The sequence below is a fragment of the Pseudoalteromonas phenolica genome (assembly GCF_005886345.1).
Taxonomy (GTDB): domain Bacteria; phylum Pseudomonadota; class Gammaproteobacteria; order Enterobacterales; family Alteromonadaceae; genus Pseudoalteromonas; species Pseudoalteromonas phenolica_A.
The window spans coordinates 22,158-39,956 of sequence record NZ_PNEC01000034.1; the positions used below are offsets into that span (position 1 = coordinate 22,158).

At 42.4% G+C, this 17,799-nt stretch carries 11 protein-coding genes and 4 tRNA genes; 9 read left to right on the forward strand and 6 right to left on the reverse strand.

Features of this window, described 5'->3' with window-relative positions; translation table 11 throughout:
- The first annotated feature begins 159 nt into the window (after positions 1 to 159).
- The gene (locus CWB72_RS13095) at positions 160 to 762 is read left to right on the forward strand and encodes a hypothetical protein (protein WP_138632060.1); all 603 of its coding nucleotides are present in this window, start codon (positions 160 to 162) and stop codon (positions 760 to 762) included.
- A 321-nt stretch (positions 763 to 1,083) separates the two neighbouring features.
- Here the strand turns inward: CWB72_RS13095 and CWB72_RS13100 are convergent, their stop codons facing one another.
- The 5 genes from CWB72_RS13100 to CWB72_RS13120 form a co-directional block, all read right to left on the reverse strand.
- Positions 1,084 to 4,374: a methyl-accepting chemotaxis protein gene (locus CWB72_RS13100; RefSeq protein ID WP_138632063.1), complete on the reverse strand. Its 3,291-nt coding sequence runs from the start codon at positions 4,372 to 4,374 to the stop codon at positions 1,084 to 1,086.
- A 239-nt stretch (positions 4,375 to 4,613) separates the two neighbouring features.
- The gene (locus tag CWB72_RS13105) at positions 4,614 to 7,967 is read right to left on the reverse strand and encodes an amidohydrolase family protein (protein ID WP_138632066.1); all 3,354 of its coding nucleotides are present in this window, start codon (positions 7,965 to 7,967) and stop codon (positions 4,614 to 4,616) included.
- A gap of 98 nt (positions 7,968 to 8,065) precedes the next feature.
- Positions 8,066 to 10,225, reverse strand: a complete 2,160-nt coding sequence (locus CWB72_RS13110; protein WP_138632069.1) for an ATP-binding protein — start codon at positions 10,223 to 10,225, stop codon at positions 8,066 to 8,068.
- Between the two features lie 101 nt (positions 10,226 to 10,326).
- Positions 10,327 to 10,983, reverse strand: a complete 657-nt coding sequence (locus CWB72_RS13115) for a helix-turn-helix transcriptional regulator (RefSeq protein ID WP_138565833.1) — start codon at positions 10,981 to 10,983, stop codon at positions 10,327 to 10,329.
- Positions 10,984 to 11,209: 226 nt separating this feature from the next.
- Positions 11,210 to 11,581, reverse strand: a complete 372-nt coding sequence (locus CWB72_RS13120; protein WP_138632072.1) for a histidine triad nucleotide-binding protein — start codon at positions 11,579 to 11,581, stop codon at positions 11,210 to 11,212.
- Positions 11,582 to 11,718: 137 nt separating this feature from the next.
- Between CWB72_RS13120 and CWB72_RS13125 the strand changes: the two genes are divergently transcribed.
- Positions 11,719 to 12,330, forward strand: a complete 612-nt coding sequence (locus CWB72_RS13125; protein ID WP_171037301.1) for a DUF2057 family protein — start codon at positions 11,719 to 11,721, stop codon at positions 12,328 to 12,330.
- Between the two features lie 87 nt (positions 12,331 to 12,417).
- On the opposite strand, the gene CWB72_RS13130 is transcribed toward CWB72_RS13125, so the two are convergent.
- Positions 12,418 to 14,262, reverse strand: a complete 1,845-nt coding sequence (locus tag CWB72_RS13130; protein WP_138632078.1) for a M1 family metallopeptidase — start codon at positions 14,260 to 14,262, stop codon at positions 12,418 to 12,420.
- 130 nt (positions 14,263 to 14,392) lie between these two features.
- Here CWB72_RS13130 and murB point away from each other — a divergent pair, with 130 nt between their 5' ends.
- From murB to CWB72_RS13165, 7 genes are all read left to right on the forward strand, one after another.
- Positions 14,393 to 15,403: a UDP-N-acetylmuramate dehydrogenase gene (murB, locus tag CWB72_RS13135; protein ID WP_138632081.1), complete on the forward strand. Its 1,011-nt coding sequence runs from the start codon at positions 14,393 to 14,395 to the stop codon at positions 15,401 to 15,403.
- Positions 15,400 to 16,401, forward strand: a complete 1,002-nt coding sequence (birA, locus tag CWB72_RS13140; protein WP_138632084.1) for a bifunctional biotin--[acetyl-CoA-carboxylase] ligase/biotin operon repressor BirA — start codon at positions 15,400 to 15,402, stop codon at positions 16,399 to 16,401. The genes murB and birA overlap by 4 nt, the downstream gene beginning before the upstream one ends.
- A complete protein-coding gene (locus tag CWB72_RS13145) occupies positions 16,398 to 17,102 on the forward strand; it encodes a type III pantothenate kinase (RefSeq protein ID WP_138632087.1) in 705 nt (234 codons plus the stop codon). The genes birA and CWB72_RS13145 overlap by 4 nt, the downstream gene beginning before the upstream one ends.
- A gap of 121 nt (positions 17,103 to 17,223) precedes the next feature.
- Positions 17,224 to 17,299, forward strand: a tRNA-Thr gene (locus CWB72_RS13150).
- 47 nt (positions 17,300 to 17,346) lie between these two features.
- Positions 17,347 to 17,431: transfer RNA gene (locus CWB72_RS13155), tRNA-Tyr, on the forward strand.
- Positions 17,432 to 17,477: 46 nt separating this feature from the next.
- A tRNA-Gly gene (locus CWB72_RS13160) sits at positions 17,478 to 17,552 on the forward strand.
- 12 nt (positions 17,553 to 17,564) lie between these two features.
- Positions 17,565 to 17,640, forward strand: a tRNA-Thr gene (locus CWB72_RS13165).
- Positions 17,641 to 17,799 lie beyond the last annotated feature (159 nt).

The following is a 17,799-nucleotide window of genomic DNA, read 5'->3' on the forward strand; positions in this document are numbered from 1 at the left end:
CCTTTCATATCCCGATATCAGGATATTTATTACCTAGCTAGTCGTAAATTATTTTTAACCCCATGAAATATATATATAAAGCTATTTGGCATGGCTTTTTCTATATACAGGTCGACATTTTATTTTAGCGTGTATAAATCGCACCATAAGGAGAAGACCATGTTTTCAACCATTAAGTATAAAAAAGTAGTTAAAGCACTGGCCGCAGCGTGCCTTGTTGTCGCAGCCAGCAGTTATGCAGCTGATAAAGAAGCACACCATGTGATTAAAGTTAAACAAATTAATGATGATGTAAAAGTCATGGTGAGTGAAGGGCACAACAGCGATGTGAGAGTTATTAAGCTTGATAAGGAAGATCTGGCGAGTGACGTGTTAGTTGAAAAGCTGTCTGACTTACCGGATGAAACCAGAGAAAAATTAGAGGAGGTGCTGTCACAAATTAGTACAAAAGGTGATGATGGCGTGTTTCTCTTCTCCGATAAAGTGTTGCAAACCGTTAGCGAAGATGGAAAAAGCAAACAAATGGTGTTTATACATGGTGGAGAAGGTTTTAAACTTCACTTGCCTCCAGAGCCGCCTATGCCAGTCGACCCAGCTCAACCTGTTAAGCCAATTAAAGCAGCTAAAGTATTTAAGTTCTCGATTGGTACAGACGGTGAAGGCGACCATGAATTTAAGTTAATATCATCATTGCTAAAAGAAGCGCAGTTAACGCCTGAGCAAATTGATGAGCTACAAACTCTGCTAAATGAAAAGTACTGAATAATACCAATTCGCAATAACACTTAATCATTTTGAGGGATTAAACCTGATGATAGCTGCGTTAAAGGTTTCTCATTTAGAACAACTAAATAACGAAATATTTGCCTAGCCTACATGGATGTAGGTACCTCAGCGATAGCAGGACGCGTGAGCGGTGCTACCAACAAGGTTTTCTTGCCTCAAAATAGACCTCTTAGTTAAGCGGATTGGTATAAAAAGTATTAAGTCTAAAGAGTCGATCGTTTCTTATTAATGAAAACGGCCCCAAATGGGGCCATTTTTATCGTTACTAACGATGACTAATCGATTATTGAAAGTCGACTATCGATTGTATTGATGAACCAATAAAGTTGGCTCAGCATACTCACTTTCACCTAGGTTGAAATACTCTAATGAGCGACGCATATTGTGGGCTTGGTCGGCCATTTGCTTCGCTGCAGCCATGGTCTCTTCTGTGATGGCAGAGTTTTCTTGAATAAGGTGGGTGAGGCGTTGAACAACCGTGTCGACTTCTCGAATGGCTTGTTGCTGAGTCATCGTTGATTGGTTGATTTTCACAATTGAACCATTTACTTGTGCGACAGCACTAACAATTTGCTCGAGCTTTTGACCAGAGCTATTGGCAAGCTCAGTGCCTTGTTCAACTTTGTCGTTCGAGTTGGCAATGATGTCTTTTATCTGTCTGGCTGATGAGGCGCTGCGACCAGCAAGCTCCCGAACTTCATTTGCGACAACCGCAAACCCACGGCCATTATCACCTGCTCTTGCTGCTTCTACAGCGGCATTAAGTGCAAGTAAGTTGGTTTGGAATGCAATGCCATCAATTACCGAGACTATCTCGTTAATGTCTTTACTTGCTGTGTTGACCTCGTCAATGGCAAGTACGGTATCATGAGACAATGCGCCGCCTTCTTTTGCAATTGATTCAGCACTTTCGGCAAGTTGTACAGCAACACCTGACTCGTCCGCGACTTGGCCAATTTCATCTAGCATATTGCTCGTACTGGCACTTGCCTCTTCAAGGTTTGCAGCTTGCTCTTCGGTTCTTGAGCTGATCTCAGTATTACTATTCGCGATTTCACCGGCACTTTGTGAGACTTGGTTAGCCGCAATCTGAATACCTTGGATCACTTCGGTCAACTTAGAAATAGTGCTGTTTACATCATTTTTAAGGGTTAAGAATACCCCTTGGTAATCACTATTGATGGTTTGTGTAAGGTTACCTTGAGAGACTGCGCTTAACACTTGCGTGACTTCATTGATGGCATCCGAAATCGTATCGGTTGAGCCATTAATGTCTTGTTTTAGTTGTAGTAGCTGGCCTTGTAAGTCAGATTCAATTTTCTGAGTAAAGTCACCTTGCGACATGGCTGCCATTACGCTGGCTAACTCTTGGATAACTTGGTCTAAAGTTAATACTGAGCGATTGATGTCTTGTTTCAGGGTATTAAGCTGCCCTGTCATTGGTGAGTCAATCGTTCTATCAAAACGCCCGTGACTGATTGCCATCATTACCGCGGAAATTTCACCCATGGCTTTATCTAGGTTATTAATCGAGGCATTAATGTCTTGCTTAAGCTGACCTAGCTCGCCTTCGGCGTTACATTCAACGATGTGTTTGAAATCACCTTGATTCACTGCCGCCATGACATTGCTGATGTCGCTAATGATTTCAGCTAAGTTAGCAACACTGAAGTTGATATCGTCTTTCAGTGCTTCTAGTTGCCCTTTAAGTGGTAAATTAACGCGTTTCGAGAAGTCACCTTGACGAATAGCACCCATGACCATGTTTATTTCGGCAACCGCGCCATTCATACTTTGCACAGAATCATTCACGCTAACTTTTAGCTCGTTTAATTTACCCTGAGCTTCAACTTGAATGGTGTCTGTGAAATTACCTTTAGCCACATTCGCCATGGTTGCAACAATGGCATTCATGGTGTTATCGAGTGAGTTTAAAGAACAATTAATGTTATCTTTTAGATGAGAAAGGTCCCCTGACATTGGCGCTTGTAACTGCTTGTCGAATTGGCCTTGAGACATAGCGCTGATGACTTGGTTAATTTCACCAATGGCCATATCTAGGCTGTTAGCACAATTATTAGTTGCTTGTTTAAGCGTGTTTAACTCACCTTTACACTCTACTTTGATACGGTCTTGGAATTTACCGTCAGCCATTTCGTTAAGCACGCGGTTTGATGCGCTAATTGAAGTTTGTAGTGCTTCTAACAGTGAATTAAACGCCACAGCACAGCGACCAATTTCATCTTTAGAAGAGACTGGTGCGCGAAGTGAGAAGTCACCTTCTTTTTCTACTCGGCGCATGGTTGCCATTAAATCATGTGCAGGCTGTGTCAGAGAGCGGGCAAAGAAAATAGCAACAGCGACAATAAAAGCGATTGCAACCGCCAAGATACCTAACAGTACATTTCTTAATAATGTGACAGCTGAAAAGGCTTCGCTCTCATCAATTTCTGCAAGTAGCGCCCAGTTATTACCTAGAACATTAATATTGCGATAAGCAGATAGCACTGGTTGGCCATTATAGTCAGTAATAATTTTTTCACCTTCTTGACCAGACATAGCTAATTTAAAGGCTTCAGTATCTACACTTCCTTTAGTTGGATATTTAAACGAGTTAACAACAGAGTGATTTACTGGATCTAGAAATGAGTCCGAGCGCATGAGTTTGTCAGGACCAACCAGGTACGTCTCTCCGGTTTCACCTAAGCCTTCGCGTTCAGTCATAATGTTATTCAGAGCATCTATTGATAGTTGAAATACTAAAGTAGCTTGCGGCATTCCATCATAAATAATCGGCGCAGCAATAAAGCTGGCAGGTGCATTATACGAAGGTAAGTACTTTTGATAATCGACAAAGGCAAAATCAGTTTGACTGAATAAATCTTTGGCATCATTGAAGACTGCGGCGAGATTACTATTTGCGTAAGGGCCACTGTTTAAAGAAGTCGCAAAATCTAGTTCTTTAAAAACAGAGTAAACAACATAGCCGCTCTGATTGTCGATGATGAAAATATCGTAGAAGTCGTAAACGTTGGCGACTTCAGCAAAAAAGGTATGAAATTCTTGGTGTGCCAGGTCGTACGCATCATTATGACCCGTTGACACTAACGTTGATTTTTCGCCTAGCGGATGCGGGTTATCAGCAATATAACGAGCTTGTAACTCCAGTGCTCTAGGGCTCAAACCATCTAATATATAGCTTGGCACTGAAGCATTCGGATTTTCTGTATTAAATTTGTTGCGAAAGTCTTGTTGGTAATAATTGGTTAAGCTTTGAGGCTTGCTATCTAAACCACTTAATTCATTAAAGCTGGCTATGAATGCATTGGCAGCATTAGCGGTCTTTTGACTAATTGCAAGTGTATATAAGTTATCTTTGACACTTTCGAAATGTCGCGAGACTGCACTTTTCTTAATTTCACCAACCGCTGCAAGTTGTGAATAAGCTTGTTGCTCGAGTGCATTAGAAGCTTTAAATAGTGCGATTGAGATAATCACAATAATAGGCACTAAAGCCACACTTAAAAACGCGGCGATGAGTTTTCTGCTCAGGTTTAATGAGCTGAAGTACTTCAATGGGCTAGTCATAGCGCATTCCTTTTTTTAATAGTTTCATCTTGCACGAGATGAGAGCACGAACGACGACCTAAGTCGAAAAGTATCAATTTATAGGGTTTAGGTACAGACGCAAAGTTTAGAACAATTATTAATTGCGTCTACAGTTATCGTACCGAATTGATGCTAATTTAGGTTATTTTTTTATGAATGTAAAAAAGGCCGCAAATAATGCGACCTTTTTCTTATCTTATGACACAAAACTGCAACAATTAATGTTTCCAGTGATATTTGTGTGCTTTCTCTTCCATATACGCTTCGGTTGCTGAGTGCATCGGCGCTTTGCTCCCGTTTTCGAAGAAGAATGGCTGACGTTGACGGTTGTAGTTACCCACTTCGTTCATCGTTGCAGCATCATAAATACGGCCGTTTAGAACCGTGTAAGCCACTTTTTCTGACTGACGAATATCGCTCAATACGTCACCGTCGATGATCACTAAGTCGGCGAGTTTGCCTTTTTCAATGGTACCTATGTCATTGTCTAGCGCTAGGTATTTAGCACCGTCAATGGTACCACTACGTAGTGCTTCCCATGCGGTGAAGCCACCTTGTGCCATTGACCATAACTCCCAATGCGCACCTAAGCCTTCACGCTGACCGTGTGCACCAATGTGAACTGTAACGCCTTTATCGCGTAACTGCTTCGCAGACTTAGCGGCATTGATGTGGTTATAGTGGTGCTCAGGTGCGGTAGGGCGACGAATTGAGCGTGGGTTTAGAATATAGTCAGGTACGAATGCTTTTAAGCGCTCGTTTTTCCATACTTCTGTTTTGTCGTAGAAGTAATCTTCACCTTTAATACCACCGTAAGCGACGTTAAACGTTGGTGTAAAGCCCGCTTTGGTTTGGCTCCACATTTGCACTACGTCTGAGTAGATGTTTGGAATTGGTAGTGCGTGCTCAAGACCCGTGTGACCGTCGATGATCATGTTCATGTTCTGTTGGAACTTAGAACCACCTTCAGGTACGACCATGATTTCCATTTCTTTCGCTGCTTCTAGTACTTGTTGGCGTGTGTCACGACGAGGATGGTTGTAGCTCTTCACAGAGATTGCACCCGCATCTTTCAGACGCTTAACGTGGAATTGCGCATCTTCAAGATTGTTAATTGGCGTTTTATAACCCGGCGCATTACCTGCGTATAAAATACGACCTACAGAGTAAATACGTGGTGCAACGGTTAGACCTGCGCGCTGAAGTTCAGCCATTGAGAACACTTCGTTTGAATCGTTTGACGGATCGTGAATGGTTGTAACACCAAAGCTTACGTTTGAGAACTGGTTCCAGTTCTGTTCAGGCTGTAAGTTGCGGCTACCATAGCTGCCGTGTGCGTGTGCATCAACAAGGCCTGGGATCACAGTCTTGCCTGAGAGATCCATGACTTTAGCTTTGCTAGGAATAGCCACATCGCTGCGCGTACCTACTGCGATAATACGGTTGTCTTCGATAAGTACCACACCGTCTTCGATGATTTCTTGCTCTTGGTCTGCGTTACGCATCGTCACGACTTTACCACCAACTAGGGCTAGTAAGCCTTCTGGCTTATCGGCTTTTTTCTCGAAGCTTAAGTCGATGCCTTCAGCCGTTAGCTCGCTGACGTCATCTGCTGCGCCTTCTAAGAACGCAAATGTATCAGTTAGCTTGCGTTGATAAAGGTTGGGACCAAACGCCCAAGTTAATGCGCTGCTGTCAGCTTTCCAGTTTAAGAAGTCACCAGAATACTTAGACACTTGCTTAACAGGGAATGATTTAGTGCCCTTGTTAATTGACAGTGTTTTACCTGTGCTGGTGAATGGCGCTACAAAGGTATTGAAGTTTTCAATGAAGGCCACGTATTTACCGTTTGGTGATACGCGGTAATCAAAGATGTACTCACCTTTGAAGTGTGAGCGTGCCTGCTGACCGTTTAAGTCGACTGACTTAAGTTCACGGCTAGTTTCGCTGCTTGCAACATTGAAGAAGATGCGATCGCTGTCAGCGCCAAAGTGTGGGTTGTCACCACGTTTGATGATGCGTTTTGCTTCGCCGCCTTTAACGCTGGTTAAGTAAATGCCCGGCTCCATTGACCAGTCACCACTGAGTAAGTAACCACCCGTTACTTTGCGGTAAAGTACTTTTTTACCATCAGGTGAGAAGCTCGGGTTGATGTAGTGACCCGGTTCTTGCGTGATCACTCTGCCTTTACCACCTTTTGCAGATACAACGCGAACCGCACCTAAATCTTGGTCATCCCAGCTTGTATAGACAATATATTTGCCATCACGAGAGAAGCTTGGGTAGAACTCAAAGTGGTCGTTTTGCTTAGTCACACGCTTTACTTTACCTGACTTGATGTCTTTAGTGTAAAGGTGACCAAGTGCTTGGAATAGGGCTGTTTTACCATCTGGAGAAATTTGTGACCAACGTGCCAGTTTCACTTTGAATGTGTCAGGAGCAACGTCTACTGCAAACTTCAGTGCTGGCGTGATTTGTTTTTCAGCCACAACACGGGTTGGGATAACTTGTGCTTGTTTGCTGGCAATGTCTACTTTGTGGAATACACCGCCTGACCAGAACACTAATGCTTTACCGTCTGGCGTGTAAGCGAACGCAGGCGTGTTACCTTGTGCACCGTTTGCTTCTTGTAAGTCACGGTCTAAGCCTGCAAAGATTTCAGTTTCGATACCTGATTTAAGATCTTTGATATACAAAGCGCTTTGCATCTCTTTGCCATTCTCGATGCGCTTTACAAACGCAAGCGATTTACCGTCTGGGCTTGGCGTTGGGCGAATAGCGCCGCCTGAGCCGCGGATCACGGTTTCTTCTTCACCGGTGGCTAAATCCCAAGAGCGGATCTCGAATACTGACTCAAGTGCGTTCTTATTATACTGCCAGCGTACACCTGCCGTGGCATCAACTGAGTAGTAAATCTTTTTACCATCTTTTGAGAAAGCCGGTTCTGCAACATTCTTCTGTGATTTCGCACCGTGTAGACGGTCACGAACAACTACGCCTTTACCACCTGAAATGTGGTACATGCGGATAGAGCCACCTGGAATAGTACGACCCGTTACTTGACCTTGTTTAACCGCAATATACTGGCCATCTGGTGACCAGGCAGGGTTATGTAGCAGGTTGTGAGACTCGCCAGACACTTTACGCATGTTCTCGCCGTTCACATCCATAACCCATAGGTTCTCAGCACCTTCGCGGTCAGAAATGAACGCGATTTTAGATCCATCTGGAGAGAATTTAGGTTGGAAGTTCCATGCTCTGTCATTGGTAATTGCAGTCGCTTTACCACCTGAGATCGGCATCACATAGATGTCACCTAACATATCGAAGATAACGCTTTTACCATCAGGACTAACATCTAGGTTACTCCATGTGGTTTCGTTGGTGTCGATAGTGATTGTTTGCTTTTCACCTGGTGGGTTTAGTACATCCCACTTGTCTGATTTTTTAGCTTCAGTTTTTACAGCTGCCTTATCGGTTGCTTTACTATCAGCATTAGCAAGCGCAGGAGCACTTGCACCGAATACGGCTAAACTGACGGCCAGCGCCAGTGGTGTTTTAAGTAATGCCATAATGGTTCCCTTTGTTTTGTTATATGTGTGATTTATACACACGTGTCATTAGCATGACGAATTTTAATGAGTGTGTCGACTATGCGCGATAAAGTCACTTATTTCAGCGTTTGTGAACGAACGAACTGCAAATAGGCATTCAAACTGTCTTGCCAAAGAACCATGGCTTGCGTAAGTTCTTCCTCGGCGGACTTTTGCTCTAGTAAGCGCCGTTCAATGTGCTTTAATGCTAAGCCATAGCGATTAAAGCCGAGTTGCAGTGCAGTACTGGCTTGTCGATGTAATTGTTTAATACATTGCTCGTTGTCTACATCGAGCTGTTGTTGGATGCCAATGAGCTTATTACGTGCTGATAGAACAAATTCGTTGTAGATAGATGAGACTTCATCATCATTAAAATTCTTTTGCAGCGACTGTGCTGCAGTCTCATCATAAAGCACATCAGCCAATTCAACGCTGATATTGGCCTCTTTCATGGTCTGAGAATCGCTTAAAGCTTGTCGGAGTTTTTCTTGCTTAATCGGTTTGGCCACGATGTCTTTAATGCCAAGTGCCATATATTCTTTTATTTCATTAGGGCTTAAGCTCGCGGTAAATGCTAAAAATGGGGTGCGCTGGTTTTTGTGATCTACTTTTTTAAGTGACTTTAAAACCTCTTGTCCGGTTAAATCAGGTAGATTCATATCGAGTAAAACCGCATCGAATTGGTAGTTTTTAAGTAACTCTAAAGCTGCATTCCCTGTGGTTGCCAGTTTTACTTTGTGTTCATCATCAGCCATGAATTCAATGGCGATTTTCTGGTTTAGTTCTAAGTCTTCGACCAATAATATGTTTAAACCCGTGACACAGTCTTGTTCATGTTGACGCTGCGCAACTAAACTTAATTCACCTATAGCTAGGTTGAGAGTAAAACTAAATACACTGCCTTTATTAAGTTGGCTAGCAATCTCAAGTTGAGAGCCCAAACGCTCAAGCAATCGAGCTGTGATGGCTAAACCTAGTCCTGTCCCACCTTTTACTTTGCCTGCATTGCTTTGCACATAAGGTTGGGTAAGTTTCTCAATATCATCTTCTTCAATACCTGGGCCTGAATCAATGACACTAAAAGTTACAGTGTGTGCCATTGCGCTGTCTTGTTCTAAATGTACTTTGATTTTCACTGAGCCGGAATCAGTAAACTTAATTGCATTGCCAACTAGGTTTATGATGACTTGACGCAGCTTTTGTTGATCGCAGTAATAACAGGCTTGTTCTGGTAGGTCGTAGTCTAGTTCAAATCTTAATTGTTTTTGCTCGGCTAAAGGAGACAGTAATAAGCATAAATTATTGAGCCAGCTTTTTAATTCGATGTCTTCTTCATACAGTGACTCATCACTTTGCTCTAAGCTGGCATAATCAAGCACTTTGTCGATAAGTAAGTTAAGTGATTCTGCTGAGTTGATAATTGCCTCACAGTACGCCTTATTTTTATGATTCTTAGTTTGCCCTAAGACTAACTGGGCACTACCTAAAATACCATTGAGTGGGGTGCGGATTTCGTGACTCACAGTTGATAAAAATAGGCCTCGGATCTCTAAATCTTTCTGTGCTTTTTCGGTCAACTTATTCAAATGAAGTTCGCGGCGCTCGTTGCATAGCAAGGCCATGCCTGTGGCATAAAAAATTGGCGATAAAACACCGTTGATAAAAACTGTGGAAGTAAACCAAGCGTCTTTCATTATGGTTAAATGGGAGACATCTTCCATCATAATCGAGCGACCTACAAATGCTGTGAGCAACAAGCCTAAGACAATGCAGTAGACTATGGTGCCATTTGGGTAAAGGGGCCTAGCAAAGCGCCAAAATAATGAAAATAAAAGGATAATTTCGGCAATGTGTTGTAGGTCCGAGATCCAGATCCGCGCTCTTAAATTGTCATCGATGATACTGAAGTAGGCTAAGGCTATCAGTAGAAAGCCGGTGAAGGCTAAAAAACTTTTTAGCTCCCAGCCTTTGTGATCCAAAAATTGACTAATGGCGACAACATGAATAATTGAAGCGGCAAATAATAGTGCATTGCCTATGCCTATAGTTTGCCAGTGCTCTAAATACCCATGTAACGAAAAACTCATGGTTGCCAAAAACAAAGCTAATGGGTAGAGCGTATAAATTGCTGTACCGGGTATGTTTTTATTGGTTCGCCAAGTTAAAAAGCACAGTAAAGTCATCATCGCCATCATGGCGCCACTGGTAAAATAGAGGGTCTTTGGATCAAACATAGACGTTAGATTGAGTGAGTTATGCAGCTAGCATAGAGACAACCGCTGAGCAGGTAAAGAAAGAGGAAGCATTGCTTCCTCATTTTTTTGTCAAATAATGTTTAGCGAATTTCGTCAGGGATATTTTGTTGAGCCCAAGATAACAGCTCGATTCGATTACGACATTTGGTCTTTCTAAAGGCACTGTAGAGGTGTGTCTTCACAGTATGTGGGCTGATATTTAAATCTTCTGCGATCTCTTTATTTTTAGCCCCTTTACTCATTAATGAGATGATGGCTTTTTCACGCTTAGTCAGTTTAACTGGCTCAATATCACCTTCAGTGAGTTTATGAAGAGCATCTTTATTGAATTGTAGCATGCGGTTAAGAGCATTACACATTATGTCACGACGGTACCACAATTGGTTTTCCATTAATAAACGGATCCCTTTCATTAGTACGTCTGCGTTGTCTGTGGTGTAAAACACGCCACGAATACCACTTAATAACGCACGGTTGGCAAGCTCAGGGTTTTCGTCAAGGTTAAACAATACAATATCGCAATTTACTTTCAGCTTGACTAAATGTTCTTTTAGTTTGTTCCATGCATCGTGCTGTGCGATTTCGATGAATAACAACCTAGTTTCTTCTGGCACTTCAGTAATGTCTTTGCCTGAAGATACTTCTAAACCTTGGGTTTTAAGTAGTGGTTGAAGGACATTTATGCCAATAGTATTAATTGGCTCTTTATCTAAAAGTAAAAAGGCAGTACTACTCATTTTAAATGGACGCTCTCGTTCAAATTATTGCTTTAATGCTAACACGCGACTCAGACCTTTTGTATGAGTTTGTTACTAAAAATATAGAAAATTTTGCTATATACACAAGCGTTTTTGTAAAATAATGCGAGTTATTGCCATTTTCAATTTTAAACATATGAAAAATCTATTGTTTTATTAGGCGCATTAATAGCTTATTTGTTTACATTTATTAACTTGGAATATTTTAAATTAGTTCTTTTTTCGTATTTGTAAAAGGGGGCCAGCCCATCTCAAGTCCTGCTAGTACATGTAAATGAACATGAAAAACGGTTTGACCACCATTTTTATTACAATTCATCACGACCCGATAGCCATCTTCAGCAAAACCATGCTCTTTAGCTAACTTTGCCGCAACTACATAGAGTTGACCTATTAAGTGCGAGTTAGTTTCATTTATATCATTAATGGTAGCGATGGGCGTTTTAGGGATCACCAGTACATGAAAAGGGGCCTGTGGATTAATGTCTCGAAAAGCCAGCGTGTGTTCATCTTCATAGATGATGTCGGCAGGGATTTCTTTACTAATGATTTTGTCAAAAATGGTGGCTTCGGCCATGATCTATCCTAAAAGTATGTTGTTGCTATCTATCGGTTTATTAGACTGTTTTAGTATCTATACACTAATGACAAAGAATCTATGAACTGTCAAACTGCAAATGGTTAGATGATAAAAATTCAATGAGGGAGAGTGCGATGAGTCAAACTAAAGATTTAATTTTAGCGGTTTTGTTGGGGAGTTTTAACTTTGCAGTGCAGGCTGCAACACTTAGTTTTCCTGAAGAACTGATCCCAATCACTGTCAATGGCAAGCAAGTTGGGCACTCTTTGTTTAGTAAGAAACTCGACTTTGATTTGCCAATAGGTACTCACAAAGTACAGATAAAATATAGTGACCTGTATGAGCTAGATTATGATGAGCACCAAACCGTGTCATCGGCGCCTTTTTGGGTTGAAGTGACCATTACTCAGGATGGGCAATATCGTGTTGCTTTTGATAGGGCAAAAGATGCAGATGCAGCGGAGCAGTTTGCGAAATCACCGAGTGTATATGTGGTAGCACCGAATAAGTCTCAGCAAGTGGCTGTCAAAGTAAAACCAAAAGCAGTGACCGCTCCCGCAGTGGTCGTAGCAACTGTTCAAACTGCATCAACGCCAATGGCGATTACAACACAGACTGCACCTAAGAGTAGAAAACAGATTGAAGGGGTGACGCACCCAAGTGCAGAACTCATGTTGCATTATTGGTGGCAACAGGCCGATGAAAAGCAGCGAGAGGCGTTTTTGAAAGCGGTTAAAGTGAATTAAACACGATTCAAGTGCACTTGTTAAATTGAGCTAAAGAAAACAAAAGGGCCTTAGTCAGGCTCTTTTGTTTATACATTTATACTGTGCTTATTTAAAAATCGCGTCCACAGTTCCTTGCGCTAAAGGGTGATAACCCGGACGAGCATTGTTATATACCTTTTGTGCCCAATCGCGTTTGCCGTGTTGCACAAGTGATTTATATAACGGCACAATCAGTTTGCGACGACCAATGCTAGTTAAATGGTTATCCAGTGCCGAATAAATAGCTTCATACCCATTACCCACAGCCAGCATATACCAAGCAAATGCAAGTTCAGCGTTGCTTGAGTTAGTGAGGTTAAATGCTTTGTCTAATTTCGCCATCTTATTAAGGCTTAAATTACGAGGTAGATTATTTAAAAAGTGTAACCACTCATGCACTGTCCAAGCGTTCGTCGGTAAGTCAGTTAAGTCTTTGTCACCTTTTAACCATGCTGCTGTTGCTGCATCGACTTTATTAAATGCATCGGAAGTCGGGTTTGGCGCATCTGCAGGTAAGCCAGGCTCGTAGATCCACTCTTTAGCTTTTTCCAGAGACACGATACCAGGGTGCTTTTCTAGTAGGTGCGTATTTAGGTATTCAACAAACTCGGCAGTTGTCAGAGACTTAAACGAGTACTTCGCAAAGTAGCCTTTTACAAACTCATCAAAGCGTGCACGACCATACTTTTCTTCCAAGTAAATTAAGAATAACTGACCTTTGATATAGGGTACTTTGCTGAACGCATCATCAGGATCGCGACCATTCAGCTTTAAATTGAGGCGAGTGTCAGGTGCTGGGATGTTTTTAAGCTGTGCACGAAGGCCAGCAGCGTCTAATGCTTGCTCCATTACTGCACGGTCGCGACCAAATACCTCTTCCATAATGCGGTTTTCAACATAAGAGGTGAAACCTTCATTGAGCCATAAATCTTCCCACGTTGCGTTAGTCACTAGGTTACCTGACCAAGAATGTGCCAGTTCGTGGGCAATTAGATTCACTAGGCTCTTGTCACCAGCAACAACGGTTGGCGTGATAAATGACAGACGTGGATTTTCCATGCCGCCAAACGGGAAGCTTGGTGGCAGCATCAGTAAGTCATAACGACCCCATGCATATTCACCATACATCACGTTGGTTTTGTCGATCATCGCTTGCGTGTCGTTAAATTCAGCAACCGAGGCATCTAGAATTTGTGGTTCAGCAAAAATAGCCGTTTGATGTGACATCTCTTTATATTCAAGGTTACCTGCACCAATAGCAATTAGATAAGGCGGGATAGCCTGTGGCATATCAAACCAGTAGTCGCCATCCTTTACAAATGCTTCAGAGTTATCCGCACTCATGACCGCACGAACATCTTTTGGAGTCTGAATACGGGCAGTGTAGGTAGCACGCATTGCAGGGGTGTCCTGCACAGGGATCCAGCTGCGCGCATGGATAGCTTGTGACTGACTGTACATAAAAGGGTGCGTCTTACTTGCAGTTTGTACTGGTGTTAACCATTGTAGACCTGAAGCTTGCGGTAAGCTGTTGTAGTAAATACGCGCTTTTTTAGCTTGCTCTTTAAAGCGAATACTCAGCTTTGCGCCTTTTACGCCATTTCGTTGTGCTAGGGTGAAATCTGCTTTATGCCATTGGCCGTTTTTACCTTGGTACATCACTTTATCGATTTCAAGGTCGCGTGTATCTAGAACTAAAGTGCGCGCTGACGCGTTGCGCCAATCTAGGGTGTGTTCTACGAAGCCTTCAAGTTGCTTGTCTGCAAAATCAACGTCTAGGTCTAAATGTAGATGAGTACTGACTACATCTTTTAAATTTGCATAGGTATGTTCGTCAAACGCTTGTGTTGCCAGTGCGCTGTGAGAGAAGCCAGCTAGTATTAAGCTTGCGGCTAAAGCAGTTTTTTTCATTGTTTATCCTTGCACGGATTGAGTAAACGAGCGGCATTTATATCATGCTTAAGGGTAAGATCACATAGGTGCGCATAAGCAGAGCATAGGGTAAACTAGCCCGATTACTTTATTACTTGTTAGGTTGAACGTGCCATCAGTCCAATCGCTTCATACTTTTGCTTTACCTGCCCACTGTGCAGCGCTTATCACCATTACACATTCAGAAAGCCTCTTTGAGGTCGATTTTTCTAAACCTTGCTATGTAATGGGAGAGGGCAGCAATACAGTCTTTATTGAGGACTTTACTGGCACAGTGCTAAAAATAGCGAATAAAGGCATAGCAGTTACAGAGCAACAAGATGTTTGGCATGTTCGTGCTGCAGCAGGTGAGAATTGGCATCAACTGGTTATTCATTTACTTGAACTAGGCGTATTTGGCTTTGAAAACCTGGCATTAATCCCGGGAACTGTGGGCGCTGCGCCAGTACAAAACATTGGTGCTTATGGCGTTGAAGTCGGACAATTTATTAAATCGGTAAAAGGTTATGATATTGCCAAAGCGCAATTTGTGGAACTTGCGCAAGCTGAGTGTGGTTTTGCTTATAGAGAGTCGATATTCAAACAGATATTGAAAGATGCATTTATTATTACCGAAGTACTGTTTGAGCTTCCTAAGCAATGGCATCCTGTACTTAGCTATGGTCCATTACAATCACTTGATAAAAATACGGTCACTGCACAGCAGGTATTTGACAAGGTGATTGAAATTCGACAAAGTAAACTCCCTGATCCTAAAGTGTTAGCCAATGCCGGTAGCTTTTTCAAAAACCCCATTGTTGAAAGCGATCAAGTACAAACCCTGTCAAAGCAATACCCAGACATTCCGAAGTACCCAGTCGATGCTAAGTATACTAAATTGGCGGCTGGCTGGTTGATTGAACAAGTCGGGCTCAAGGGCTTTGAGTTAGGTGGGATTGCTGTGTATCACAAACAAGCATTAGTACTGGTTAATCAAGGTGCAGGCACTGCCTCGGAGCTCAAAGCCATGATCCAACATATCCAACAAAGTGTGTGGCAAAAGTTCAATGTGCAGCTAGAGCATGAAGTACGAGTGATTGCTGCAAATGGCAATGTGCAACTACAAGGTGTTCAAGCATGAGTTATAAAGGACCACAAGGGAATAAGCTGGCTATCTTAAAAGCGCTTAATAAAGGAGAGTTTGTATCTGGGCAACATTTAGGTGAAAGCTTAAACATTTCTCGTGCAGCGGTTTCTAAACATATTAAGTCGCTACAAGAAATGGGCATCGATATTTTTAAGCTCAGTGGCAAAGGTTACAAACTCAACCATAGTGTCCCTTTACTTGATGAGTCAGCAGTGAATCAGTATTACCAAGCGTTATCGGGGCAACAAAAACAGCTTGAAGTGATGCCAATCATTGATTCAACCAACTCAGAATTAATGCGCCGCGTGCAAAATAAATTGCCGATTAATTCAGGGCAAGTACTTGTCGCTGAAATGCAAGAGTCTGGAAGAGGCCGTCGCGGTCGTACTTGGCAATCCCCATTTGGTGCCAACCTTTATTACAGTTATTACTGGCGTTTAGATGATGGGCTACAAGCTGCGGTGGGCGTGTCTATTGCGGTAGGCCTTGCGGTCTATGATGCGTTAAAAGCACTTTATGGGTTAGAAGTTGCGTTGAAGTGGCCAAACGACATTTATCTTAATCATAAAAAGCTAGCCGGTGTATTAGTTGAGCTAGATGGCCAAGTTGAGGGGCCGTGTCACTTAGTGATTGGTATTGGTATTAATTTACAGATGCCCGAAACAGCCTCTCAACAAATCGATCAACCATGGACAGACATAGCATCACACAGCCATAAACTAGATAAAGATAAGCTCGTAGCACAGCTGACTTTCGCTCTTGATGAAAGATTAGCGCAATATCAAGTGTCAGGCTTAACCGAAATGGCCTCACAGTGGAATGCATTAAACGCATTCGCCGGAGAAGTCGTATGTCTTTCTACTGGGCAACGACAATGGCGCGGTATTTGTGAAGGTATCGATGTGCAAGGGGGTATTGTACTGCGCCAAGATGGCGAAGTGAAAAGCTATTATGGCGGTGAGATTTCATTACGTAAGGAAATAATAGAATGAGATTGTTAGTTGATGTGGGTAATACCGCATTAAAAGTTGCCAGTGAGGAAAATAACAACATCACCTTTATAAAAGAGGCAGATATTAATTGGTCTGCGGTTAAAGAAATCGCGATTGCTCAAGTTGGGCCTGATAAGTTGCTTGAAGGCATAACTGCAAAAGCACATCAACTTGGTATTCCTTTATCACATGCAAGCGTGACAGCGCAGCTAGGTGCTGTTAAATGTGCTTATCCGCAGTTTCAAAACTTAGGTATCGACCGTTGGTTGGGTGTTGTTGCTTGCCATTACTTATATCCAAATCAACATTGCGTGGTGGTAGATTCGGGGACCGCGAGTAAAATTGATGTGCTCACCAAAGAGGGCGAGCACCTGGGTGGATGGATTTTGCCCGGTTTAGATATGATGATTGAGAGCTTAGTGAGCAACACGCAAAAGGTATTTTCAGACTCAGAGAGTTTATTTTTGCCAAAACTTGGAAAAAATACACCTAATGCAGTTAAGAATGGTGCCTTGATCGCCACTTTAGGTGCTGTTGAGACGGGCATTGCACAATTAAAAAGTGATTTTGATGATATTCAGGTGATTTTTGCTGGTGGTTATGGCGAGCTACTGCAGCTTTACTTTGAAAAACCGAGTGTATTTATTGATGACCTAGTATTAAAAGGGCTGAAAAATTGGTGTGAATTCATGCACAAATAGACGGTTTTTAGCGTTTTTGTTGTAAATATGAGCGTTTAAACAAGAAACTTTGATTTTTTTTCAGATTCTTGTTGCATCACCCTAAACCATGCTCTAGAATCCTGCCCCGTACTAAAGCAGTGCCGACTTAGCTCAGTTGGTAGAGCAACTGACTTGTAATCAGTAGGTCATCCGTTCGACTCGGATAGTCGGCACCATTTTATCAACCTCTTTTAGAGGCGCTTTAGGCAAGAATTTTTGATGTGGAGGGGTTCCCGAGCGGCCAAAGGGATCAGACTGTAAATCTGACGGCTCTGCCTTCGCTGGTTCGAATCCAGCTCCCTCCACCACTTTATTCTTGACGGTTAGAGGTAGTTTGAATAACAGGTTCCTAAAGCGGGCATCGTATAATGGCTATTACCTCAGCCTTCCAAGCTGATGATGCGGGTTCGATTCCCGCTGCCCGCTCCAGAGTTCTGGTGTGCTGATATAGCTCAGTCGGTAGAGCGCACCCTTGGTAAGGGTGAGGTCGGCAGTTCAAATCTGCCTATCAGCACCAGTACTAGAATCTTCCAAAATACTTCCTTTGATTTGTCTTAAAAATATTTAATAATTGAAGAATAATTTTAATCTGCATTTTGCGGGTTATTTTTATATGTAATCTAGATACACATAAATCTTACTTATAGGTTCCGTCATGGCAAAAGAAAAGTTTGAA

Coding starts and splice junctions, on each gene's coding strand:
- CWB72_RS13130 (WP_138632078.1), bottom strand. CDS start 14,262: ATGAAAAAAACTGCTTTAGCCGCAAGCTTAATACTAGCTGGCTTCTCT.
- CWB72_RS13110 (WP_138632069.1), bottom strand. CDS start 10,225: ATGTTTGATCCAAAGACCCTCTATTTTACCAGTGGCGCCATGATGGCG.
- CWB72_RS13095 (WP_138632060.1), top strand. CDS start 160: ATGTTTTCAACCATTAAGTATAAAAAAGTAGTTAAAGCACTGGCCGCA.
- birA (WP_138632084.1), top strand. CDS start 15,400: ATGAGTTATAAAGGACCACAAGGGAATAAGCTGGCTATCTTAAAAGCG.
- CWB72_RS13125 (WP_171037301.1), top strand. CDS start 11,719: ATGAGTCAAACTAAAGATTTAATTTTAGCGGTTTTGTTGGGGAGTTTT.
- CWB72_RS13145 (WP_138632087.1), top strand. CDS start 16,398: ATGAGATTGTTAGTTGATGTGGGTAATACCGCATTAAAAGTTGCCAGT.
- CWB72_RS13100 (WP_138632063.1), bottom strand. CDS start 4,374: ATGACTAGCCCATTGAAGTACTTCAGCTCATTAAACCTGAGCAGAAAA.
- CWB72_RS13115 (WP_138565833.1), bottom strand. CDS start 10,983: ATGAGTAGTACTGCCTTTTTACTTTTAGATAAAGAGCCAATTAATACT.
- CWB72_RS13120 (WP_138632072.1), bottom strand. CDS start 11,581: ATGGCCGAAGCCACCATTTTTGACAAAATCATTAGTAAAGAAATCCCT.
- CWB72_RS13105 (WP_138632066.1), bottom strand. CDS start 7,967: ATGGCATTACTTAAAACACCACTGGCGCTGGCCGTCAGTTTAGCCGTA.